This window comes from Amycolatopsis sp. NPDC043887 (genome assembly GCF_056435665.1).
In genome coordinates this window covers 260,152-283,670 of record NZ_JBWKEB010000009.1, presented here as the reverse complement: position 1 = coordinate 283,670, position 23,519 = coordinate 260,152, and the positions used below count along the sequence as shown (strand labels likewise).

Here is a 23,519-nt window from a genome sequence, read left to right as displayed (position 1 = left end):
CGAGGACCTGCCAGGGCACCCCGCCTTAGGCCCGGTGAACTCTCCGAGTCGACCTCCACGGGATCGCGTTTAGCCCGCTAAACGCAGGTCGGCGCCCCAACGCCGTCACCTGCGGGTACCGGGCGGTAACCAGGATGATCGTCCTGTGAAGCACGCCGGGCGGAGCTTCTTCGACGCTGCGCCAACCGGCGGGACCACCGCGCGGCATCTTGACTCAGAGCCCCTGTGGGGTCACGCTTACTGGCAACGGTGAGAACCGGCGGTGCCCTTGCGGGAGGGTCGGTCCGGGGAGGCCGAGGAGAGGCATACCTGAAGACGTTGCGATGCAGGCTGGGCCCCATCGGGAGCGCCCCCTGGACAGACCGCGACGTTCGGGCTAGACTGCTTCTTTGCGCTGCCCTCTTTCAGGCTGCCCGGAGCCGGTAGTTAGGATAGTGGGCACACGGCACCCTTGACAGATCGCATCAGCTGTTGCTGACGCGGCTGCTCACCGCTCATTGTCCCCGGAAGGACGCATCTTGGCAGTCTCTCCCGCGAACCAGGCCACTGCTGCGACCACCTCGGCTGTATCTCGCTCGGAGTCCACGGGAATCCCGGGAGCCCCCAAGCGGGTCTCCTTCGCAAAGATTCGCGAGCCGCTCAGCACCCCGAACCTGCTCGACGTGCAGATCAGGTCCTTTGAATGGTTCACCGGCGACGAGGCGTGGTTCGAACGCCGCGTCGAAGAAGGTGAAGAAAACCCGGTCGGCGGCCTGGAAGAGGTCCTCAACGAGATCTCGCCGATCGAAGACTTCTCCGGATCCATGTCGCTGTCCTTCTCCGACCCGCGCTTCGACGAGGTCAAGGCCTCCGTCGAGGAGTGCAAGGACAAGGACATGACGTACGCGGCCCCGCTGTTCGTGACCGCCGAGTTCGTGAACAACAACACCGGCGAGATCAAGAGCCAGACGGTCTTCATGGGCGACTTCCCGGTGATGACCGACAAGGGCACCTTCGTCATCAACGGCACCGAGCGTGTCGTCGTGTCCCAGCTGGTCCGTTCGCCGGGTGTGTACTTCGACACCAGCGTCGACAAGACCACCGACAAGGACGTCTTCAACGTCCGCGTCATCCCGAGCCGGGGTGCCTGGCTCGAGTTCGACGTCGACAAGCGCGACACCGTCGGCGTCCGCATCGACCGCAAGCGCCGCCAGCCGGTCACCGTGCTGCTGAAGGCGCTCGGCTGGACCACCGAGGCGATCCGCGAGCGCTTCTCCTTCTCCGAGACGCTGCTCGCCACCCTCGAGAAGGACCACACCGCCGGCACCGACGAGGCGCTGCTCGACATCTACCGCAAGCTGCGCCCGGGCGAACCGCCCACGAAGGAGAGCGCGCAGACGCTGCTGGAGAACCTGTTCTTCAAGCCGAAGCGCTACGACCTGGCCAAGGTCGGCCGGTACAAGCTGAACAAGAAGCTCGGCCTGACCACGCCGTACGACACCGGGACGCTGACCGAAGAGGACATCGTCTCGACGATCGAGTACCTGGTCCGCCTGCACGCGGGCGAGGACAAGGCGACCGTCGGCGACCAGACCATCCCGGTCGAGACCGACGACATCGACCACTTCGGCAACCGTCGTCTCCGCACCGTCGGCGAGCTCATCCAGAACCAGATCCGCGTGGGTCTGTCCCGGATGGAGCGCGTCGTCCGCGAGCGGATGACCACCCAGGACGTCGAGGCGATCACGCCGCAGACCCTGATCAACATCCGTCCCGTCGTGGCGGCGATCAAGGAGTTCTTCGGTACTTCGCAGCTGTCGCAGTTCATGGACCAGAACAACCCGCTGTCGGGGCTGACGCACAAGCGTCGTCTGTCCGCCCTCGGCCCGGGTGGTCTGTCGCGTGAGCGCGCCGGCATGGAGGTCCGGGACGTCCACCCTTCGCACTACGGCCGCATGTGCCCGATCGAGACGCCGGAAGGCCCGAACATCGGCCTGATCGGTTCGCTCTGCTCGTACGCGCGGGTCAACCCGTTCGGTTTCATCGAGACCCCGTACCGCAAGGTCGTCGAGGGCCGCGTCACCGACCAGGTCGACTACCTCACCGCGGACGAGGAAGACCGATACGTGAAGGCGCAGGCCAACGCGCCGATCTCGGACGATGGCACCTTCGTCGAAGACCGCGTCCTGGTCCGTAAGAAGGGCGGCGAGGTCGAGCTGATCAACCCGCTGGACGTGGACTACATGGACGTCTCGCCGCGGCAGATGGTCTCGGTCGCGACGGCGATGATCCCGTTCCTCGAGCACGACGACGCGAACCGCGCCCTGATGGGTGCGAACATGCAGCGCCAGGCCGTGCCGCTGCTCCGCAACCAGGCGCCGTACGTCGGCACCGGGGTGGAGCTGCGTGCCGCGGTCGACGCCGGTGACGTGCTCGTCGCCGAGCAGTCCGGTGTCGTCGAGGAGCTCTCGGCCGACCTGATCACGATCATGCACGACGACGGCACCCGGAAGAGCTACGGACTGTACAAGTTCCGTCGCTCGAACCACGGCACCTGCTTCAACCACCGCCCGATCGTCAACGAGGGCGACCGGGTCGAGCAGGGGCAGGTCATCGCCGACGGCCCGTCCACCGAGAACGGTGAGATGGCGCTCGGCAAGAACCTGCTCGTCGCGGTCATGCCGTGGGAGGGCCACAACTACGAGGACGCGATCATCCTCTCCGAGCGCCTGGTGCAGGACGACGTGCTCACGTCGATCCACATCGAGGAGCACGAGATCGACGCCCGCGACACCAAGCTGGGCGCCGAGGAGATCACCCGGGACATCCCGAACGTCTCCGAGGAGGTCCTGGCCGACCTCGACGAGCGCGGCATCATCCGCATCGGTGCCGAGGTCCGCGACGGCGACATCCTGGTCGGCAAGGTCACGCCCAAGGGTGAGACCGAGCTGACCCCGGAGGAGCGCCTGCTCCGCGCGATCTTCGGCGAGAAGGCCCGTGAGGTCCGCGACACCTCGCTGAAGGTGCCGCACGGTGAGACCGGCAAGGTCATCGGCATCCGCGTGTTCTCGCGCGAGGACGACGACGAGCTGCCCCCGGGCGTCAACGAACTGGTCCGCGTCTACGTGGCCCAGAAGCGGAAGATCCAGCCGGGCGACAAGCTCGCCGGCCGCCACGGGAACAAGGGTGTCATCGGCAAGATCCTCCCCGCCGAGGACATGCCGTTCATGGAGGACGGCACGCCCGTCGACATCATCCTGAACACCCACGGTGTCCCGCGGCGTATGAACATCGGCCAGGTCCTGGAGCTTCACCTGGGCTGGCTGGCGTCGCAGGGGTGGAAGATCGAGGGCAACCCGGACTGGGCGAAGAACCTCAACGAGGAGCTCTACGACGTCGACCCCGGCACGAACACCGCGACCCCGGTGTTCGACGGCGCGAAGGAAGAGGAGCTCACCGGGCTGCTCGGCGCGACCAAGCCGAACCGCGACGGCGAGCGCATGGTCAAGCAGAACGGCAAGGCCACGCTGCTGGACGGCCGCTCCGGCGAGCCGTTCCCGTACCCGGTCTCGGTCGGCTACATGTACATCCTGAAGCTGCACCACCTGGTCGACGACAAGATCCACGCCCGGTCCACCGGTCCGTACTCGATGATCACGCAGCAGCCGCTGGGTGGTAAGGCGCAGTTCGGTGGCCAGCGGTTCGGCGAGATGGAGTGCTGGGCGATGCAGGCGTACGGCGCCGCATACACCCTGCAGGAGCTCCTGACGATCAAGTCGGACGACGTGGTCGGCCGCGTCAAGGTGTACGAGGCCATCGTCAAGGGGGAGAACATCCCCGAGCCGGGTATCCCGGAGTCGTTCAAGGTGCTCCTGAAGGAGCTCCAGTCGCTCTGCCTCAACGTCGAGGTGCTGTCCAGCGACGGCGCCGCGATCGAGATGCGCGACTCCGACGACGAGGACCTCGAGCGTGCCGCGGCCAACCTCGGCATCAACCTGTCCCGCAACGAGTCGCCCTCGGTGGACGACGTCGTGCACTGACCCGCGATGAGGCGGGAGTCCCTCGGGCTCCCGCCTCCGCTCGCCAACTCCTCTAGTCGCATCAACCCCAAGGGGATGTAAAGACGTGCTGGACGTCAACTTCTTCGATGAGCTCCGCATCGGCCTCGCCACCGCCGACGACATTCGTCAGTGGTCCTTCGGCGAGGTGAAGAAGCCGGAGACCATCAACTACCGGACGCTCAAGCCCGAGAAGGACGGCCTCTTCTGCGAGAAGATCTTCGGCCCGACCCGGGACTGGGAGTGCTACTGCGGTAAGTACAAGCGGGTCCGCTTCAAGGGCATCATCTGCGAGCGCTGTGGCGTCGAGGTCACCCGCGCCAAGGTGCGTCGTGAGCGGATGGGCCACATCGAGCTGGCAGCTCCCGTCACCCATATCTGGTACTTCAAGGGTGTTCCCTCCCGCCTGGGCTACTTGCTCGACCTGGCGCCGAAGGACCTCGAGAAGATCATCTACTTCGCGGCCTACGTGATCACCGGTGTGAACACCGAGCTGCGGCATAACGACCTGCCGACCCTCGAGAACGAGATCGGTGTCGAGCGCAAGAACCTCGAGACCAAGCGCGACGCGGACATCGAGGCACGGGCGCAGAAGCTGGAAGCCGACCTGGCCGAGCTGGAGGCGGAGGGCGCCAAGTCCGACGTCCGCCGCAAGGTCAAGGAAGGCGGCGAGCGCGAGATGCGTCAGCTGCGTGACCGCGCCGGTCGCGAGCTGGACCGTCTCGAGGAGGTCTGGACGACCTTCACGAAGCTCGACACCCGTCAGCTGATCGCCGACGAGCTGCTCTACCGCGAGCTCGTCGACCGCTACGGCGAGTACTTCACCGGCGGCATGGGCGCGGAGGCCATCCAGAAGCTGGCCACCGAGTTCGACGTCGCCGCGGAGGCCGAGAGCCTGCGCGACACCATCCGCAACGGCAAGGGGCAGAAGAAGCTCCGCGCGCTGAAGCGGCTCAAGGTCGTCGCGGCCTTCCAGGCCACCGGCAACGATCCGCGCGGCATGGTGCTCGACGCCGTCCCGGTGATCCCGCCGGACCTGCGCCCGATGGTCCAGCTCGACGGTGGCCGGTTCGCCACCTCCGACCTGAACGACCTCTACCGCCGGGTCATCAACCGGAACAACCGGTTGAAGCGGCTGATCGACCTCGGCGCGCCCGAGATCATCGTCAACAACGAGAAGCGGATGCTGCAGGAGGCCGTCGACGCGCTGTTCGACAACGGCCGCCGCGGCCGCCCGGTCACCGGTCCTGGTAACCGCCCGCTGAAGTCGCTGTCCGACCTGCTCAAGGGCAAGCAGGGCCGGTTCCGCCAGAACCTGCTCGGCAAGCGTGTCGACTACTCGGGCCGTTCGGTCATCATCGTCGGTCCGCAGCTGAAGCTGCACCAGTGCGGTCTGCCGAAGGACATGGCGCTCGAGCTGTTCAAGCCGTTCGTCATGAAGCGGCTGGTCGACCTGAACCACGCGCAGAACATCAAGTCCGCCAAGCGGATGGTGGAGCGGTCGCGTCCGCAGGTGTGGGACGTGCTCGAAGAGGTCATCACCGGCCACCCGGTGATGCTGAACCGTGCGCCGACCCTGCACCGCCTCGGTATCCAGGCCTTCGAGCCGCAGCTGGTCGAAGGCAAGGCCATCCAGCTGCACCCGCTGGTCTGTGAAGCGTTCAACGCGGACTTCGACGGTGACCAGATGGCCGTGCACCTCCCGCTGTCCGCGGAGGCGCAGGCCGAGGCCCGCATCCTGATGCTGTCGGCGAACAACATCCTTTCGCCGGCGTCGGGTCGTCCGCTCGCCATGCCGCGTCTGGACATGGTGACCGGTCTGTTCCACCTGACCCGCCTGAACGAGAACGCCGACGGCGCGGGCAACGCGTACTCGTCGCCCGCCGAGGCGATCATGGCGTTCGACCGCAAGGCGCTGAGCCTGCACGCCCCGATCAAGATCCGCATCACCGACCGTCAGCCCGCCAAGGCGGACGAAGCGGCGCTGGCGGAGAAGGGCTGGGAGCCGGGCAAGGCGTGGCTGGCCGAGACCACCCTGGGCCGTGTGCTGTTCAACGAGCTGCTGCCGGCGGACTACCCGTTCATCAACGAGCCGATGCCGAAGAAGCGTCAGGCCGCGATCGTGAACGACCTCGCCGAGCGCTACTCGATGACCCAGGTCGCGCAGACCCTGGACCGCCTGAAGGACGCCGGTTTCTACTGGGCGACCCGTTCGGGTGTCACGGTCGCGATCTCCGACGTGCTCGTCCCGGCAGGCAAGAAGGCCATTCTGGACGAGTACGAAGGCAAGGCCGACCAGGTCGAGAAGCGGTACCAGCGTGGTCAGCTGTCGCACGCCGAGCGCAACAACGAGCTCGTCAAGGTGTGGACGCAGGCCACCGAAGAGGTCCACAAGATCATGGAGACGGCGCTGCCGGACGACAACCCGATCGCGATGATCGTGAAGTCGGGCGCGGCGGGCAACATGACGCAGGTCCGGTCGCTGGCCGGTATGCGTGGTCTGGTGTCGAACCCGAAGGGTGAGTACATCCCGCGTCCGATCAAGGCCAACTTCCGTGAAGGCCTGTCGGTGGCGGAGTACTTCATCGCGACGCACGGTGCCCGTAAGGGTCTGGCGGACACGGCGCTCCGTACCGCCGACTCGGGTTACCTGACCCGTCGTTTGGTGGACGTGTCGCAGGACGTCATCGTCCGCGAGATCGACTGTGGCACCACCCGCGGCATCAACATGCCGATCGGTGAGGACATCGGCGACGGCAAGGTCCTGCGCGACCAGCACGTCGAGACCAGCGTGTACGCGCGGAACCTGGCGACCGACGCGGTCGACGCCAAGGGCAACGTCGTGCTCAACGCCGGTGACGACATCGGTGACCCGGCGATCGACAAGCTCATCTCGAGCGGGATCTCCAAGGTCAAGGTGCGCTCGGTGCTGACCTGCGAGTCGGCCGTCGGTATCTGCGCCACCTGCTACGGCCGGTCCATGGCGACCGGTCAGCTCGTCGACGTCGGCGAGGCCGTGGGTATCGTCGCGGCCCAGTCGATCGGTGAGCCGGGTACGCAGCTGACGATGCGTACGTTCCACCAGGGTGGTGTCGCCGGTGACGACATCACGACCGGTCTGCCCCGTGTCCAGGAGCTGTTCGAGGCCCGGGTCCCGAAGGGCAAGGCGCCGATCGCCGACGTCGATGGCCGTGTGCGCATCGAGGAGAGCGAGCGGTTCTGGAAGATCACGCTGATCCCGGACGACGGCAGCGAAGAGATCGTCTTCGACAAGCTGTCCAAGCGTCAGCGGCTCGCGAACACCCCGAACGGCCCGCTGGGCGACGGTGACCGCGTCAACGTCGGTCAGCAGCTGCTCGAAGGCACGCCGGACCCGCACGAGGTCCTGCGCGTCATGGGACCGCGCGAGGCGCAGATGCACCTGGTGGACGAGGTCCAGAAGGTGTACCGGGCGCAGGGTGTGTCGATCCACGACAAGCACATCGAGGTCATCGTCCGGCAGATGCTGCGCCGGGTGACGATCATCGACTCCGGTGCCACGGACTTCCTGCCGGGCGAGCTGCCCGAGCGGACCAAGTTCGAGGCGAAGAACCGGGCGTCGGTCGCCGAGGGCGGCGAGCCCGCCTCGGGTCGTCCGGTGCTGATGGGGATCACGAAGGCCTCGCTGACCACGGACTCGTGGCTGTCGGCGGCCTCGTTCCAGGAGACCACGCGTGTCCTGACCGACGCGGCCATCAACGGCCGCTCGGACAAGCTCGTGGGCCTCAAGGAGAACGTGATCATCGGTAAGCTGATCCCGGCCGGTACCGGGATCAACAAGTACCGCAACATCCAGGTGCAGCCGACCGAGGAGGCGCGGGTCGCCGCTTACGCGATCCCGTCCTACGACGACGGCTACTACACCCCGGATGTGTTCGGCTCCACGCCGGGCGCCGCGGTGCCGCTGGACGACTACGACTTCGGCCGCGACTTCCGCTGACCGAAGCGAAATCCACGAGAAGGGCCCCCGCCGATCCGGCGGGGGCCCTTCCCGTTTCCCGGAATGTTCCATTTTGAGTCCACCTCACCCGAAACGGGTACGAACCCTTCACCAAACTCGCTAGGGTGATCGGGTTCTACGCGGTTCGGGGGCTTTGCGCATTTCCAACGGGTATTCAGGGGTGACTCTGCGTGAACAAATCACCTGGGGTGAGATCCATCGTGCGTACCGCGGGGGTCTATCTCGCGACGATCGCCGCCGGCGCGGCCCTGACCGGTGTGTTCGCCGCGCCCGCCCTGGCGGATCCGGAGCCTTCGGCCCCGCCCTCCAGCGCGCCGACGACGTCCGAAGCGCCGAGTAGCACTCCGGCCCCGACGCCCAGCGCGCCACCGGCCGAGAGTTCTTCACCCGCGGCGCCGAAGCCGCAGGCCGAGCGAGCGAAGGTCGAAGCTTCGGTCACGTTCGAAAAACCGTCGTACAAGGTCGGCGAAGACGTCCGTTTCACCTTCAAGGTCAAGAACGTCGGCGAAACCCGCGCGGTCGGACTTCAGGTCCACCAATTCTTCAGTGAGCCGGGAGCCCTGTCGATTCCCTACGAGCCGGGCTGGGGAGAGTGGGGACGTGCACCGGGGGTGAGCCTCGAGCCCGACGAGACCAAAGAGCTGACCGTCACCGGGCAGATCGGGGACCTCGACAAGGACATCGCGGTCGTCCGGGGCTTTGTCGCCGACGAGACCGGGTTCAGCGCCGGTGAGTTCAACGGCACTGTCTCCGTCGAGAAGGTCACCGGCCGCGTGGCGGGTGTCGTGTTCGGCGACAAGAACGGCAACGGCAAGCTCGATGACGGCGAACAGCTGGCCGATATCCCGCTCACCTTGCGGTACACCATCGGTTCCAAGGAGTACAAGGCCACGAGCGACGCCGACGGGAAAATCGATTTCGGGGACGTCCCGGCCGTCGAATATCTTCTCAGCGGCGGCAGCGACTCGATCAAGGGCTGGTTGTTCCCCCTCAAGGTCATTCGGGCCGGCGCGGACACCACGGACTTGCCCATCCGTGGGGTGCAGCCGTTGAACGGTGCACTCAAAGCGTCGGTGTCCTTCACCAAGGACACCTACAAAGTCGGCGAGCTCGCCCACGTCACCGTGACACTGACGAACTCGGGAACCATTCCGCTCGTCGGCATCGTGGCCGGGTGCAATCGCGCCGGAGCGGACTTCGCGCTGAAGAGCAATGGTCCAGGTTGGGGAGAGCTTTCCTACCTCGCGGGTGGGGCGACCATCGCTCCCGGCCAGACCCGCACCTTCGACGTGACCGAGAAGGTCCCGGACGCCGCGCTGCACCATGGCCGCGTCGCGGTGGGTTGTGACTTCGGCTATGCCGACGTCGGTATCGACGGCAACCCGGTCGCGAACGACGAAGCCTCGGTGCCGGGTGGGATCGCCTCCCTCGCGGGTCAGGTGGTCCACAACACGGACCCGGGCAAACTCGAGGCGGGGCTCGCCGGGGTCAAGGTCGTACTCGCCTCCGACGGTGACTGCCCGACCATCGTCGAGACGACGACCGACGCGGAGGGGCACTTCAAGATCGCCAACTTGGTGCCGGGGCCGAAGTACCGCCTGTTCTTCGCCCCGCCGCAGGGTTGGCGGATCATGCATGACAACCCGAAGTCGATCTACGTCGTCGGTCCGGCGGACAACCCTGCCCGGCTTCGCGTCGAAGCCACGAAGGGCGAGGAACCGCCGCTCACCTTGCCCACCCGGCGTCCTGGCTGTGACGCGTCCGGAACCACCACACCCGCCCCCGGCGCGCCAGGTAACCAGGCTTCCGGCGGCGGAACGGGTCTGGCCCGCACCGGTGCCGACGTCCTCGGCCTCGGCGCTCTCGCCCTGGCCACCCTGGTACTCGGTGCGGGTCTGGTCTTCACCTCGCGCCGCCGTCACCGCCAGGCTGACTGACCTGCGTTTAGCCCCCTAATCGCGATCTGCCACCTGCCCGCGCCCGATGCCACCGGATCGCGTTTAGCCCGCTAAACGCGATCCGGTGGCACTTGCGTTTAGCGGGCTAATCGCGATCTGCCCACACGCCGCCCGACGCCTCGCCCGACCTGCGTTTAGCCCCCTAATCGCGATCCGGCGGGCGGGGCCGCAGGTCAGTAGGTGTTCGGAAGGGTGCCACCATGCCTCGGCGAGTTCCGGGTTTCGGCCGCCGCGAGTCTCGCACGCCGGGGCCGGCGGGTCGGTGTGCGAGAGCGTGTCCAAGCAGTCGTGCCCGGTGCCCATGTCGACCGTGTTGTCCGGGCCGTCCGGTATCGGATCGCCTGCGCCGAGAGGGAGATTTTCGACGTGTGCCGCCTCGTGGGTCCGCGAAGTGGCAGAGTTCCCGGAAAGCATAACGAAACCATAACGGCCGCGGTCGTGCCGGACGCGGGTTACTGGTCCGTTGTGACCTGCGGCAGTGTCGCCAGGTGGCCTAATTCCCAATGCCCGGAAAACCGCTACCTGTTCGGCACAATGACCCCATCCGCATCGTGGGAAATTCACCTGCCGTGGCATGTCCCATTCTTTGATCGCGAGATTGACACTCCAGCGGCTTCGCACGAGTATTTCGCCCATGCAATCCCCCGTCGCCTTGGTGTGGCGCCGGCACGTTGACTTGCGGCAGCAGGCAAGCGCGCTGTGTACGGATTCCTGACCTATTCCGGGCTGGTCGCGTCGTAGGCGAATCCGCGTATCCGAAACGGATGCGCCTGATCTTTGCGTGCTGACGCTTTCCGCTGTGCCGCAACGGTTCCCCGCTGGAACCGGCGGTTGATTGCTTTCCCTTTGATCCGTGCCGGTGACGCCTGTGCGAAAAGGGAGAGGCGTGCCAATTGTCTGGCGCTTCGGTAGCGAAAACAGCGAGAAAGAATGCTATCCAACTCGCCAAAGTGGCGAAAAGTGGTGATCGGCGCCTTGGCGGCGGCGCTCGCCGTGGGCACGGTGACCTATACCGGCTCCACGACGAGCGCCTACGCCGACGTCCAGGTCGTCAAGGACGCGAAGAAGGCGGCCGACGGCAAGGAGTGCTGGGTCCAGAACCACCTGGTGTCCAAGGATGTCGCGGCGTCCCGGAGCGCGGACGGCAAGCGCCAGAAGTGGCTGCTGGTCTGGGCCGGTGACGAGAACATCGCCGACACCCTGGTCAAGGACATCAAGAACCTGCCGGGTTCGCTCGGTGGCGGCCTGAACAAGATCAAAAACGCGTTGCCCGGTCCGGACTTCCTCGCCGTGATCGACGCGACGCAGGGTTCCCCGACGTACGGCAAGGTCGTCAACACCGCCACCGTCGGGCCGCTCGTCGAGAACGAGCCGCACCACATGCAGTACGTGTGGCACAAGGGAGACACGATCTACGTCGGCGCGCTGTTCGCCGCCGCGACGTACGCCTTCGACGTCTCCGCGTTGCCGCAACTGAAGCTCAAGGGCGTCAGTCTCCCGACGCAGACCCTCGGCGGCTCAGTCCCGGACGCGTACTGGGTGCTCAAGGACGGCACTGCCTACGGCACCTACATGGGCGGCCCGGTCGTGCCCGGCCCGCACACCTACGCCAACGGTTCCACCGTGGTGGGCAACGGTTTCGCCGGTAGCCCCGGCGAGGTCGTCCGCTTCGACCAGAACGCGCAGGTGCTGTCGGAGTCCCCGGCGGCCACGCCGCAGGGTGACAACAAGAAGCTGTGCGACAACTTCCCGCAACTGGACAAGCCGACCTGCGCCAACCCGCACGGCATCCAGGCCCGTGAGGACCTCAACACCCTGGTCACCAGTGACTACGCCGAGCCGCGCAACATCATCCTCGACCCGGTGAAGCAGCCGTCGCCGTATCTGCGGCGGCCGACCGTCCGCATGTGGGACATCTCCGACCGCAACAAGCCGAAGCTCAAGGCGGTCTCGTACCTGCCGGACGGCCCTCGCGCCGATCCCGCGGACCCGCTGCACGCGGAAAGCCGCGCGGTCATGGAGACCACGGTGACCAACCTGCCCGGCCACAAGGGCGCCTTCGCCCAGACCATGCAGGGCGGCGCGGTGTTCTACACACCGGACATCACCGCCGAGGAACCGCACTGGATCCAGGTGTTCGACGACGGCGCCGCCAACAAGGCGATCCACCCGGACAACGACTCCAACGGCGGTGGCTCCAACGGCGGCTGGATCCAGACCAGCCCCGACGACAAGTACCTCTACCGCGCGATCACCGGACGCTCCAAGGGCGCGCTCGGCCCGCACGACCCCGGCACCACCGGCGGCGTGTACGTCCTCGACATCCAGAAGCTGGTCGCCGCGGGCGACAAGGTCGAGAACATCAAAGGCCGGATCGACACGAAGGAGAAGTCCCAGCAGGGCGGTGGCGGCGATCTGCCGACCGTCGTCGGCGCGGCGCCGATCAACCCGGGCACGCCCGGCGGCGGCCCGCACTGGGGCACGTACGACAACTTCGTGCTCGGCGACGACGGCTACTACCACGAAACCGACAAGCCGCAGCACCTCGCGGTGTCGAACTACTTCGTCGCACGGTCCGGTTTGGACGGTGACCACAAGGTCAACCTGCTGAACCTCGGCGAGGACGGGAAGGTCGCGGTCGACCAGAACTTCCGGGACGAGTTCACCGGACAGGTCGGGATCAACTTCAACCGGAAGACCTGGCCGCACGGGTCCTTCGGCAACGCCAAGCCGCACTCCGAACTGTTCGTCGTGGCGGACGCGGATCTCAAGTAACCCTGCTCGGCGCGGAAGGTCATGGGTGGCGGGCGCGCCCCGCCACCCACGGCTCCGCCGATCTGTTCGGAGAAGGTCCCATGGATCACCACGCCATCCCGGCGAGTTCGGGTTCGGCCGGAGTCGGCATCGCCCTCGTCCTGCTCCGGCTCGGACTTCTGCTGGCGACCGCTTTCCTTGCCGGCACGGGGATCCTGCGCCCGCTGGCGGGTGAGCTGCCCCGACGGCTTCGGCTCGCCATCGCCGTACTCGGCGGGCTTTCCGCCGCGCTCGCCGCGGTTTCCGCCTTCGCGACCGACGTCAACGTCATCGCGCTGATCGTGCATCTCGTGCTCGCGCTGGCCATTCCCGTCCTGATCCGCCGTCCGCCGGCGGGCCGCTGGGCGGCCCTCGTGCTCGCCGCATTGGTGGTGCTCGAAACCTCGCTCGGGCGGACAGGCGTCGAATTCGCCATAGACACCGTCTACGTCGCGGCCGCGGCCTTGTGGTTCGGCGTCACCGTTCTTTCCGTCTGGGTGCCCGCGGAGCAATGGCGCCAGACGAACTTCCGGCTCGGCCCGCTTTCCCTGACACTGGGCGGACTTCTCGTCGTCGCGGGCGCTGTCCAGCTGTTCTCCTCCGGCTTGGGATTCGACCGCAGAATCTACGGCACGCTCTTCGGTGTCACGGTGCTGGTGATCGCCTTGCTGCCGGTCATCGCCACGGTGGTCGCGGGATTCTTCTTCACTGGTACCGAATCCACGCGTGCTTATCGGTTCGGCGCGGTCGCCGTGGCTGCCGGTGCTCGCCGACGCCGCGCTTGGTGAACAGCGCTTCCCCGTGCTGGTGAGCCCGCAGCGGCCCGGCAAGAACCTCGTCCATTTCCCCGCGAGCGCGGGAGGAGACCTGTCCGCCGGAATCGAAGGCGGCCTGATCGGCAAGGCCATCGTGCGGCCCGGCGCCGAGGGCACCTGGGCCGAGGTCGACCTGCCGAAGGGGCGCAGCGACCTGGTCATCAGCCGCGGTGAGGAGAAGACGAAGATCGAGGTCGACGCGGGGGAGGAGCCAGGCTTCGTCATCGAGGACGTGGACGCGCCCGAGTGTGCTTCGGCGGCGCTGGGCGGTCTGATCGCCGACCGCCGTGACGTCCTCGCCTCATGCCCGGCGGACGCGCTTTCGGGTGAGGGCAGCGGTTCTCTCGTCAAACTCGTCGAATTCCTCGCCGGGCGCAAGCCTTCCGCGCTCACTCTTGTCGAGGACACCTTGCCGCGCAGTGTGGCCGCCGCGAAGCTGGTCCGCGAGACCGCCGCGCGTTCCGGTCTTCCGGTGCAGACCGAAGCGGGTCCGAACACCGCGCTGGTCGTCGTGTCCGGCTGGGCGGGCGGCTACACGGCGATGACCCGCGCGGCCGAGTCCCAGCGGCTCAAGCCGACCCATCAATACGGCCTGTACCTGGCGCCCTGGCTGCTGAACGGGCCGATCGTCAACGCCGTCGCGAGTTCTTCGGTGCCGCTGAGGTTCGACCCGCGCGAGCAGGTCGCCGTGAGTTTCGCCGTCGCGACGGGCAACGCCTTCGGCGGCGAAAGTCCCACGCTCGGCGGTTTCCGGAGCTGGCTGGGCGACCAGTGGAGGTCGATCAACGGCGACGTCCAGATCTTCGCGGCGGCCCAGGTCAACGCGATGCCGATGTACCCGGGCGAACCGCACGCCGTCGGGATGATCGCCGACCGGAACTACGCGGGGCAATGGATCCCTGACGGAACGATCGTGCCGGTCAGCTCGGTACTGCGGTGAAGGATTCCGCTCGATTCCAGCAGCGGTAAGGAAAAAGGGAGAAGAGATGAAGCGAATCGCGGCCCGTGTGCTGCTGCCGCTCGCCGTCGCGGGCGCGCTGCCCGGACTCGCCGGCGGGGTCGCCTCGGCCGACCCGCTGCCGGGTCTGCCCACCGGCGGCGGCGACCCCGCGGTCTGGCTGATCCCCGGCCTCGACCTCGGCGGACTGCTCGGACCGGCCGTCCCCGTGCCCACCGACCTCCTCGCCCCGATCTACGGGATCATCACGCCGATTTCGTAAAACCGTTACCAGCAAAGGAGAATCTCATGAAGAAGACCTTCGTCCGCGCGGTCACCGGCGCCGCGCTCGCCGGTCTCGTCGTGCTCGGCTCGGCGGCTCCCGCGCTCGCCGCGCAGGACGCCCCGAACGATGTCGTGGTCGTCGACGAACCCGACACGAGTGACCTCCACAACATCTGGACGTTCGCGCCGCTCGGCGTCCCGGTGCTGGGCCTCGTCCAGTCCCTCAACGGCGTCCCCGGCCGGCTACTGCCGTCCTGACTTCCGCGGCGGCGCGGCTCCCGGGGCCGCGCCGCCGCTTTCGGTGAGGAGACCGATGACCGACAGACACCTGATCGGGCGCATCGCCATCGCGGGGATCGTGGTGGCCGCGCTCGCGACGTGTGTGGTGCTGCTCAACGGCGGTGAGGAACCGCAGGCCGAGACCGTGGCCGTGGTCGGCGAGCCGACCGAGGCCGAACCGTCGCGGGGGCCGGATCGCACGATCACGCGGACGCCCAGTCAGGCGCAGCCGGTGTCGAACGACTGGCGGGTCGCGTACGAGCTGGCCGGGACGGGGACCGCGACCGTGGTCCACGACTCGAACGGGCTGGGGCTCGTGCACCAGGAGCTGCAGGTGTCGCCGCCGTGGCGCAAGGAGCTCACGTGGAAGAACACCGGCACGCCGCCGACCGTCCAGCTGATGGGGCAGGGCGAGGGCGCCGTCGAATGCCGGGTGGCCGTGGGCGGCACCGTCGTCACCTCGGAGAAGTCGGCCCCCGGAGAGGTCGCCACCTGCGCCGGCCGCCTCGCCCCGCCTGACCTGCGTTTAGCCCCCTAATCGCGATCCGGCGCGCAGCGAAAACCGGTGGCCACGATGGGCAGAATGTAGCCATGACCTGGAGCTTCGAAGTCACCCCCGTCGATCACCCGGACGCCGCCCAGCTGCTGCGCGAGTACTTGGACGAGATCGCGTCGCGCTACTACGAGCGCCAGGTCACCGAAGAGGAGCTCGACGTCTTGCTCGAGGAGAACCACAGCCGCGACATGGTCCCGCCGACGGGTGCCTTCCTCCTCGCGCGACGGGACGGGGTGCTGGCCGGCTGTGCCGGTCTCCGGGTCGTCGCGCCCGACACCACCGAACTCAAACGCGTCTTCCTGCGGAGGTCCGAGCGCGGCAAGGGCGGCGCGGCGCTGCTCGTGGCCGCCGCCGAGGACGTCGCCCGCGGCCTCGGGGCCACGCTGATCCGCCTCGACACCCGAGACGACCTCGTCGAGGCGAGGGCTCTGTACGCACGCCTCGGCTACGAGACGGTCGAGCCTTTCAACGACGACCCCTACGCGCACCACTACTTCGCGAAGTCCCTGGCCCCGGCGGTGCCGGATCGCGTTTAGCCCGCTAAACGCGACGCGGGCGCGGGGCGAAGGTCGCCTTGGCGAGGAGGGCACCGGCGAGGACGGGCGCCAGCCCGATCAGCAGCAGGAAGACGCCGGTGTCCTTGCCCTCGATCAGCGGATGCCACCACAGCGGCGTCACGGCGATGTCGACGACGTCACCCCGCTCCGGGAACGTTCCGAAGGACATCCACCGCAGGTCCTTCACCTCGTGCGTCTCGCCGTCGAGTTCGTAGGTGCCGTCCACCAGGTTGCCGTTGCCGCAGCTGGTGCAGCTCGAAGTGCTCGCCTCCGCCCGCAGCGTCGCGGTCACGGTGAGCCGCGCCTCGGGGGCGAGCCCGGTCAGCGCGGTCAGCGCGTTCACCGCGAGCGCCAGCCCAGGCAGCACCAGGGCGAGCGCGACGACCGTGCGCGCCACCAGCGACAGCGTCGACAGCGGCTGTCGTCCGGCCGTTTCCCGGCGCCGGTTGAGCGGACCGCGGAGTCCGGCGAGCGGGCCTCGCCGTCCGCCGAGCCAGCCGGCGTCGCTGGTGTCGGACGCGGCCGCCACCGAACGAAAGTCCGCGTCTTCCCAGTCCACTTCGGACGCCAGGACGGCCAGACGGCGCGAGTCGGCGAACATCATCTCTTCGGTCAGCGTCCCGGCTTCGGAGGTCCACAGTGAACCGCCGTGGAAGGCGACTTCGCGGACCCGGAACCATGGATCGCCTTCGAACAGCGCGCGGACGCCGGGGGAGAGAAGAGCCTCGGCGAACTCCGGATCGGACGTCGTCACGGTGAACCGGCGGTCGAACTCCGTGCCGGTCTCGAACCGCTGCAGCAGGGCATCCGGCTTCGGCGCCCCGACGGTGTTCCGCGTGATGCGGGCGTCCTCCAGCGGCGTGAACCGCTCCGGCTCGAAAGCACCCGTCGCGGGGGTGATGACGACCGACGGCACGACCGGCGTCCGAAGCTGGATCAGGGCGTACGTCCCATCGGTCAGGTCAGCTGTCCTGGCCAGCTCCGGGAAGTCCGCCGAGCCGCCGAGCCGGTACTCGACTCCGAGCAGGCGGTGCCCGTTGTGGTCGAACTCGACCGCGGTCGCCACCGACTCGGGCGACGCGTGGGTGACGGCGATCCCCCGCGAGGGGAGTACGCCGAAGCTAGGCTCACCGGATCCGTCGAGCCTGCCGATCCACGTCTTCTGCCGATACCCCCGCCAGGCCGCCAGAGCCGCGATGACCAGGGGGAACGCGAACCACAGCCAGCCGGGCACCGCGCTGCCGGACCCCGTCGAGAGCCAGTACAGCGACGTCTCGGAGACGAGGATCCCGCAGAGCGCGTAGCTGACGGCGGCCGCGGTGGGCCGCCGTCCGTCGAATCGCCCGCCGAACAGCAACAGCGCCAGGGCCAGGGTGTATCCACCGGCGATGAGCCACGGCCCGGCCAGCTGATCGTCCATCGGGCGACCCTACTGGTCCATGTCGAGGTTCTCGCGCGTCTCCTCTTCGCTGTGGCGACCGCCGGTCCGGCCGTACTCCTGCCCGGCGGTGACGTTCTTCGTGTTGTCGATGACCTTGTTCGCGACGTCGAAGGCCGCCTTGCCCTGGTACGCCGAACCCTTCGACAGATCGCTGGGGTTGACCCCGACCACCTGCTTGATCGCCTGGTTCGGCACACCCTTGAGGACGTCCTTCGCGGCGTCGCCGAAGGTGCCCAGCTGAGTCCCGGAGCCCTTCGCGAACGCGCCGACGATCGCCTTCTCCTGGCCGGGGGTCATCCCGACCTTGCCGGCCTTCGTCAGCTTCGAACCCTGTTTCACCAGGTCGTCGGTCCACTTGAGCATGAAGCCCATGAACTTGTCGAGCAGCTTGCCGAGTTTGCCGAGGTGCTTGGTGATCTTGCCCATCGCGCTCGCGGCCTTGGCGATCGTCGCGGTCATCGCGGCGGCCACCGACGAGCCGAGGCTCACCACCGAAGCGGCCAGCGCGGGCAGCCAGATGTAGATGGCCCAGGTGACCAGCTCGGAGATGATCGATTTGACGACCTCTTCGATGACGGTCATCACCATCGACCACATCTGCAGCGTCTCGGCCACCGTCCCGGCGCTGTTGCCGATGCCCTTGATGCCGACGGCGAAGTCGCCGAGCGCGTTCCTGGCGGCGTCGCCCGCGTCGCCCACCCAGTCCTTCAGGGACTCGTCGCCGGTCTTGACGAAGTCGTCGGCCAGCGTGACGAAGCCCTTGGCGATGTTGCCGAAGTTGCCCGCCGCGGTCTTGAGCGCCGGGCCGTCACCCGTGACGAAGTGCAGCGCGTCCTGCAGTGGCTGGATCAGCTCGATCAGGATGTTGAGGCCGTTGCTGACCAGCCAGCCGACCGGGTCGAGCACGAAGCTCGCGAGATCCGCGCCGGCCCCCGCGATGAACCCGGCGCCGTCCTGTACCAGCTGCCCCCCGGCGGCCACCAGGTCGCCGGGGCCCTGCGCGGTGCTGAACTTCTCGTAGGCGTTGGCGACGGTGGTGACGCCCTTGCCCGCGATCGGCACCTTCTTCGCCGCGTCGAGCGCGTTCTTGCCGAAGCTGTCGTCACCCGTGATCTTGACGCCGGCGGCGATGCTCGCCTTCTCGTCGGTCATTCCGTCCCCCAGCTCACTTCGGTCCGTCGATCTTGGCTTCGTACTTCCCCAGGGTGATCGTCGCGTCGTTTTCGAAGCCGTTGTAGATCGACGCCGCCTGGGTCATCTTCCCGGAGAACGAGTCGACCCCGGTCTTCATCAGCTCGAGCAGCTCACGCAGGTCGGCGAGTTTGCCGGTGTAGGTCTGCTTCACCGCGAGCCCGATCAGGCCCCACGACTTGTCCGTGACGTCCGCCTGGTCGACGAGATCGCCGAATTTGCCGGCCTCGTCCTTGTAATAGCCGAGCTTGTTGGCGTAGTCGGTCAAGGCCTGCGTCTTGACCGCGTGCCCGCCTGGTCCGGTCATCGGTGATCCTCCTCGTCGAACAGGTTCTTGAGGAACTGGTCACCGGCCGAGTTCCCGCCGGACGGCGCCGGCCCGGGAGTCGGTTCGTCCGACCGCCGGAGCACCGTCTCCTCGCTGAAGTCGTCTTCGTTCCGAGGGCGGCGCGCGGTGTTCTGTGGTGGCTCCTCCGACATCTGAGACCGCAGATCGTCCGCCGTGGTTCCCAGCGCTTCCGCTTGGGCTTCGAGGACCTGTTCTTCGACGTTCAGATGGAAGGCTCCGCCGAACTGCGCGTCGACGATCCCCGCCTGCTTCCGTGCCGCGTCGGCCACCGCGGTGTGCAAAGTGGACAGAATGGCGGCGGCGAGCTGTTGTGGCTGCTGCCGAAGGGCTTCCGGGCTGAGACGAATGTCCTTCACGGACCCGCCGGGCCCCGCGACGACGGTGACCGAGCGGTCCGGCGACGTCGCCACCGACTCCAGTTCCGCCAGTTCGCCCTGCATCTCGCCGACCTTCGCGAACTGCGTCTCGGCCTGTTTGATCTTGGATTGGAATTTCTCGAACTCGGCGACCAGCTGTTCGAACTCGGCCGACATGGAGCCTCCCCGTGCAAGTGCGTGTGACCGCTATCACCGCGGCCATCGTGACCTATTCACGGGTCTGACGCGATGGCGTGCTTTCCGGATCCATCCGGCTCACCCGATAGGGGAATAGGTAGCGTGGTCCGCCGAGCAGGGCGGTATCAGTACGGACGAGGGGAGGCGTCGTGGACGCCGAGCAGAAGGAAAGCAGCGAAGAACCCAGGCGGGGGAGTCACGCGGCGCCGGAGGGGGCACCCGTGCATCCGTTGATCGATCTCTCCCGGGACCCGCATCCGGGCCGGGCGGACCACGCCAAGCCCGACGAGGAATGAAGGCCGGGCGCGCAGCGCGTCCGGTGAGGGCGATGGCGGGGCCGGGATGGAGAACCGGCCCGAAACGCCGTTCCATCAGGGTCGCCGCGGCATGACGCCCGGCACGATATAGTTATCGACCCCCCGATTTGGCCGGTCCGGAAGTGGCCGGGTATCTTTGGAGACCGTGCCCGGCAGGCGTCGGGCCGTCCCGTGTGCCGTGCGGCATGGACGGGGTGCTCAGGCATCCGGTCCAAAGGCTTCGCCCACGCGGGATCCGACGGAAAATCCCTACGGGAAGTTACCGGTCGCGAGACCGTGACGCGGGCCGACACGCCCGACCGCGGGGGCCGGAGACAACACGTAGTAGCAAGATCGCGAACAGAAAGCTGGTCCATTGCCCACGATCCAGCAGCTGGTCCGTAAGGGCCGCCAGGACAAGGCTGCCAAGCAGAAGACCGCGGCCCTCAAGGGGAGCCCGCAGCGGCGTGGCGTGTGCACTCGCGTGTACACCACAACCCCCAAGAAGCCGAACTCGGCGCTTCGCAAGGTCGCTCGTGTGAAGCTGACCAGCGGCATCGAGGTCACCGCCTACATTCCCGGTGAAGGCCACAACCTGCAGGAGCACTCGATGGTGCTCGTGCGCGGTGGTCGTGTGAAGGACCTGCCGGGTGTCCGTTACAAGATCATCCGCGGTTCGCTCGACACCCAGGGTGTCAAGAACCGTAAGCAGGCGCGCAGCCGGTATGGCGCGAAGAAGGAGAAGAGCTAATGCCCCGCAAGGGTCCGGCCCCGAAGCGGCCGCTGATCTCTGACCCCGTCTACGCATCCCCGCTGGTCACCCAGCTGGTGAACAAGGTGCTGAAGGACGGCAAGCGGTCCCTGGCCGAGCGCATCGTCTACGGCGCCCTCGAAGGTGCTCGCGAGAAGACCGGCACCGACCCGGTCGTCACGCTGAAGCGCGCCCTCGACAACGTGAAGCCCACCATCGAGGTGAAGAGCCGCCGCGTCGGTGGTGCCACCTACCAGGTGCCGATCGAGGTCAAGCCGGGCCGCTCGACGACCCTCGCGCTTCGCTGGCTGGTCTCCTTCTCGCAGGCCCGTCGCGAGAAGACCATGATCGAGCGTCTGCAGAACGAACTCCTCGACGCGAGCAACGGCCTCGGCGCCAGCGTGAAGCGGCGCGAGGACACGCACAAGATGGCCGAGTCCAACAAGGCCTTCGCGCACTACCGCTGGTGATGACCGCCCGGCTGCCGATCCAAGCCTTGCCGGGCCCCAATTTTGAGACAGGGGAACACTCTCGTGGCACGTGAAGTGCTGACCGACCTGAACAAGGTCCGCAACATCGGCATCATGGCCCACATCGACGCCGGTAAGACCACCACCACCGAGCGGATCCTGTTCTACACCGGGGTCAACTACAAGATCGGTGAAGTCCACGATGGCGCCGCCACCATGGACTGGATGGAGGAGGAGCAGAAGCGGGGTATCACCATCACCTCGGCTGCCACCACCACTTTCTGGGCCGATCACCAGATCAACATCATCGACACCCCGGGCCACGTCGACTTCACCGTCGAGGTGGAGCGTTCGCTCCGCGTGCTCGATGGTGCCGTCGCCGTCTTCGACGGCAAGGAGGGTGTCGAGCCGCAGTCCGAGCAGGTCTGGCGTCAGGCGGACAAGTACGAGGTTCCTCGTATCTGCTTCGTCAACAAGATGGACAAGCTCGGCGCGGACTTCTACTTCACCGTCCGCACCATCGAGGAGCGCCTCGGCGCCCGCCCGCTGGTCATCCAGCTGCCGATCGGCGCCGAGAACGAGTTCGAAGGCGTCGTCGACCTGGTCCGCATGAAGGCGCTGACCTGGCGCGGCGAGGTCCAGAAGGGCGAGGACTACGCCGTCGAGGAGATCCCGGCCGAGCTCGCCGACAAGGCGGCCGAGTACCGGGAGAAGCTGGTCGAGGCCATCGCCGAGACCGACGACTCCCTGATGGAGAAGTTCCTCGAGGGCGAGGAGCTGACCGAGGCCGAGATCAAGGCCGGTATCCGGAAGCTCACCGTGAACCGCGAGGCGTACCCGGTGCTCACCGGTTCCGCGTTCAAGAACAAGGGCGTCCAGCCCATGCTCGACGCGGTCATCGACTACCTTCCGTCGCCGCTGGACGTGCCGGCCGTCGAGGGCACGCTGCCCGACGGCGAGACCGTCGTGTCGCGCAAGCCGTCGACCGAGGAGCCCTTCTCCGCTCTGGCGTTCAAGATCGCCGCGCACCCGTTCTTCGGCAAGCTGACCTACATCCGGGTGTACTCGGGCAAGGTCGCCTCCGGCGCGCAGCTGATCAACGCCACCAAGGAGCGCAAGGAGCGCATCGGGAAGCTCTTCCAGATGCACTCCAACAAGGAGAACCCGGTGGACGAGGCCCAGGCGGGCCACATCTACGCGGTCATCGGCCTGAAGGACACCACCACCGGTGACACCCTCGCCGACCCGCAGAACCCGGTCGTCCTCGAGTCGATGACGTTCCCGGCGCCGGTCATCCGCGTCGCGATCGAGCCGAAGACCAAGGCCGACCAGGAGAAGCTGTCCCTGGCGATCCAGAAGCTGGCCGAAGAGGACCCGACGTTCCAGGTCAACCTGGACGAGGACACCGGCCAGACGATCATCGCAGGTATGGGCGAGCTGCACCTCGAGGTGCTGGTCAACCGCATGAAGTCCGACTACAAGGTCGAGGCGAACATCGGTAAGCCGCAGGTCGCCTACCGCGAGACGGTGCGCAAGACGGTCGAGAAGCTCGACTACGTGCACAAGAAGCAGACCGGTGGTTCCGGTCAGTTCGCGAAGGTCATCGTCAAGCTCGAGCCGCTCGAGTCCACCGACGGTGCCCTCTACGAGTTCGACAACAAGGTCACCGGTGGCCGCGTGCCGCGGGAGTACATCCCGTCGGTCGACGCGGGCGCACAGGACGCCATGCAGTACGGCGTACTGGCCGGCTACCCGCTCGTCGGGTTGAAGTTCACCTTGTTGGACGGCGCGTACCACGAGGTCGACTCTTCGGAAATGGCCTTCAAGATCGCCGGCTCCATGGCGATGAAGGAAGCCGCGAAGAAGGCCGGTCCGGTCATCCTCGAGCCGCTGATGGCCGTCGAGGTCACCACGCCCGAGGACTACATGGGCGATGTGATCGGCGACCTCAACTCCCGCCGTGGCCAGATCCAGGCCATGGAGGAGCGCGCCGGTACCCGTGTCGTCAAGGCACTGGTCCCGCTGTCGGAGATGTTCGGTTACGTCGGCGACCTGCGTTCGCGTACGCAGGGACGTGCCAACTACTCCATGGTGTTCGACTCCTACGCCGAGGTTCCCGCGAACGTCGCGAAGGAAATCATCGCGAAGGCGACGGGGGAGTAGTTCCCGTCCGCTCGCGGGCATAAGGAACACTCCTGAACGTCCGCAGCATCCGTCAAGAAACGAATCCCCGTCCGACAGCCACGTTGG

The 23,519-nt window shown here is 67.1% G+C and carries 18 protein-coding genes; 14 read left to right on the top strand and 4 right to left on the bottom strand.

Annotation, left to right across the window (positions count from 1 at the left end; translation table 11 throughout):
• Positions 1 to 518 precede the first annotated feature (518 nt).
• From rpoB to AC069H_RS25180, 10 genes are all read left to right on the top strand, one after another.
• Entirely contained in the window at positions 519 to 4,019 is a 3,501-nt protein-coding gene (gene rpoB / locus AC069H_RS25225; protein WP_478233997.1) for a DNA-directed RNA polymerase subunit beta, read from the top strand.
• A gap of 85 nt (positions 4,020 to 4,104) precedes the next feature.
• Positions 4,105 to 8,016, top strand: a complete 3,912-nt coding sequence (locus tag AC069H_RS25220) for a DNA-directed RNA polymerase subunit beta' (RefSeq protein ID WP_340684770.1) — start codon at positions 4,105 to 4,107, stop codon at positions 8,014 to 8,016.
• Positions 8,017 to 8,237: 221 nt separating this feature from the next.
• Positions 8,238 to 9,974: a hypothetical protein gene (locus tag AC069H_RS25215; protein ID WP_478233996.1), complete on the top strand. Its 1,737-nt coding sequence runs from the start codon at positions 8,238 to 8,240 to the stop codon at positions 9,972 to 9,974.
• A gap of 996 nt (positions 9,975 to 10,970) precedes the next feature.
• The gene (locus AC069H_RS25210) at positions 10,971 to 12,770 is read left to right on the top strand and encodes a hypothetical protein (RefSeq protein ID WP_478234057.1); all 1,800 of its coding nucleotides are present in this window, start codon (positions 10,971 to 10,973) and stop codon (positions 12,768 to 12,770) included.
• Positions 12,771 to 12,850: 80 nt separating this feature from the next.
• Positions 12,851 to 13,576 carry a hypothetical protein gene (locus AC069H_RS25205; RefSeq protein WP_478233995.1) on the top strand — a complete coding sequence of 242 codons (726 nt, stop codon included), beginning with the start codon at positions 12,851 to 12,853 and terminating at the stop codon, positions 13,574 to 13,576.
• A complete protein-coding gene (locus tag AC069H_RS25200; protein ID WP_478233994.1) occupies positions 13,515 to 14,543 on the top strand; it encodes a hypothetical protein in 1,029 nt (342 codons plus the stop codon). Before AC069H_RS25205 ends, AC069H_RS25200 begins: the two co-directional genes overlap by 62 nt.
• Positions 14,544 to 14,589: 46 nt before the next feature.
• The gene (locus AC069H_RS25195) at positions 14,590 to 14,823 is read left to right on the top strand and encodes a hypothetical protein (RefSeq protein WP_478233993.1); all 234 of its coding nucleotides are present in this window, start codon (positions 14,590 to 14,592) and stop codon (positions 14,821 to 14,823) included.
• Positions 14,824 to 14,849: 26 nt separating this feature from the next.
• Positions 14,850 to 15,083, top strand: coding sequence for a hypothetical protein (locus AC069H_RS25190; RefSeq protein WP_396556856.1), 234 nt, complete (start codon positions 14,850 to 14,852; stop codon positions 15,081 to 15,083).
• Between the two features lie 55 nt (positions 15,084 to 15,138).
• On the top strand, positions 15,139 to 15,642 hold the full coding sequence (locus tag AC069H_RS25185; protein ID WP_478233992.1) for a hypothetical protein: 504 nt from the start codon (positions 15,139 to 15,141) through the stop codon (positions 15,640 to 15,642).
• Positions 15,643 to 15,695: 53 nt separating this feature from the next.
• A complete protein-coding gene (locus tag AC069H_RS25180; RefSeq protein WP_478233991.1) occupies positions 15,696 to 16,196 on the top strand; it encodes a GNAT family N-acetyltransferase in 501 nt (166 codons plus the stop codon).
• 4 nt (positions 16,197 to 16,200) lie between these two features.
• On the opposite strand, the gene AC069H_RS25175 is transcribed toward AC069H_RS25180, so the two are convergent.
• Genes AC069H_RS25175 through AC069H_RS25160 form a run of 4 tightly spaced genes read right to left on the bottom strand, consistent with a single transcriptional unit; the run spans position 16,201 to position 19,731 of the window.
• Complete coding sequence (locus AC069H_RS25175; protein ID WP_478233990.1) at positions 16,201 to 17,637, bottom strand: hypothetical protein; 1,437 nt, start codon at positions 17,635 to 17,637, stop codon at positions 16,201 to 16,203.
• A gap of 9 nt (positions 17,638 to 17,646) precedes the next feature.
• Positions 17,647 to 18,810, bottom strand: a complete 1,164-nt coding sequence (locus AC069H_RS25170) for a hypothetical protein (protein WP_478224966.1) — start codon at positions 18,808 to 18,810, stop codon at positions 17,647 to 17,649.
• A gap of 13 nt (positions 18,811 to 18,823) precedes the next feature.
• The gene (locus tag AC069H_RS25165) at positions 18,824 to 19,156 is read right to left on the bottom strand and encodes a hypothetical protein (RefSeq protein ID WP_340684760.1); all 333 of its coding nucleotides are present in this window, start codon (positions 19,154 to 19,156) and stop codon (positions 18,824 to 18,826) included.
• Positions 19,153 to 19,731, bottom strand: a complete 579-nt coding sequence (locus AC069H_RS25160; protein WP_478224967.1) for a YbaB/EbfC family nucleoid-associated protein — start codon at positions 19,729 to 19,731, stop codon at positions 19,153 to 19,155. The genes AC069H_RS25165 and AC069H_RS25160 overlap by 4 nt, the downstream gene beginning before the upstream one ends.
• A gap of 170 nt (positions 19,732 to 19,901) precedes the next feature.
• Here AC069H_RS25160 and AC069H_RS25155 point away from each other — a divergent pair, with 170 nt between their 5' ends.
• The 4 genes from AC069H_RS25155 (at position 19,902) to fusA (ending at position 23,432) form a co-directional block, all read left to right on the top strand.
• Positions 19,902 to 20,048, top strand: coding sequence for a hypothetical protein (locus AC069H_RS25155; RefSeq protein ID WP_091597937.1), 147 nt, complete (start codon positions 19,902 to 19,904; stop codon positions 20,046 to 20,048).
• Positions 20,049 to 20,424: 376 nt separating this feature from the next.
• Positions 20,425 to 20,799, top strand: a complete 375-nt coding sequence (rpsL, locus tag AC069H_RS25150; protein WP_003102113.1) for a 30S ribosomal protein S12 — start codon at positions 20,425 to 20,427, stop codon at positions 20,797 to 20,799.
• Positions 20,799 to 21,269 carry a 30S ribosomal protein S7 gene (rpsG, locus tag AC069H_RS25145; RefSeq protein ID WP_007031033.1) on the top strand — a complete coding sequence of 157 codons (471 nt, stop codon included), beginning with the start codon at positions 20,799 to 20,801 and terminating at the stop codon, positions 21,267 to 21,269. The genes rpsL and rpsG overlap by 1 nt, the downstream gene beginning before the upstream one ends.
• 63 nt (positions 21,270 to 21,332) lie before the next feature.
• Positions 21,333 to 23,432: an elongation factor G gene (fusA, locus tag AC069H_RS25140; RefSeq protein WP_034304237.1), complete on the top strand. Its 2,100-nt coding sequence runs from the start codon at positions 21,333 to 21,335 to the stop codon at positions 23,430 to 23,432.
• Positions 23,433 to 23,519 lie beyond the last annotated feature (87 nt).